The sequence below is a fragment of the Rhodanobacter thiooxydans LCS2 genome, assembly GCF_000264375.1.
In the GTDB taxonomy this organism is placed as follows: Bacteria; Pseudomonadota; Gammaproteobacteria; order Xanthomonadales; family Rhodanobacteraceae; genus Rhodanobacter; species Rhodanobacter thiooxydans.
Genome location: NZ_AJXW01000050.1, coordinates 1 through 299 on the forward strand (window position 1 = coordinate 1; position 299 = coordinate 299).

The following is a 299-nucleotide window of genomic DNA, read 5'->3' on the forward strand; positions in this document are numbered from 1 at the left end:
ACCGATACCTGGATCTTCCCCGACTGGCCGGCGCCCTCGCGCGTCCACGCGGCGGTCACCACGCGGCAGGGGCCCGGCATCTCGGCGGCGCCGTTCGAGCGTTTCAATCTCGGCCTGCGCAGCGGTGACGACCCCGACGCCGTGCAGGCCAATCGCAGCGCGCTGCAGCAGGCGTTGCGGCTGCCATCGGCGCCGCGCTGGCTGCGCCAGGTGCATGGGGTCAACGTGGCCCAGCTGGGCCCGCTGCCCGGCGCGGACGAGCCGCAGGCGGATGCGGCGGTGTCGCACATTCCCGGTAC

The 299-nt window shown here is 74.2% G+C and carries 1 protein-coding gene; it reads left to right on the forward strand.

The window, feature by feature from the left end; all coding sequences use genetic code 11:
* A partial coding sequence (locus tag UUA_RS10995) for a laccase domain-containing protein (RefSeq protein WP_008436841.1) occupies positions 1-299 on the forward strand: 299 nt, incomplete at both ends.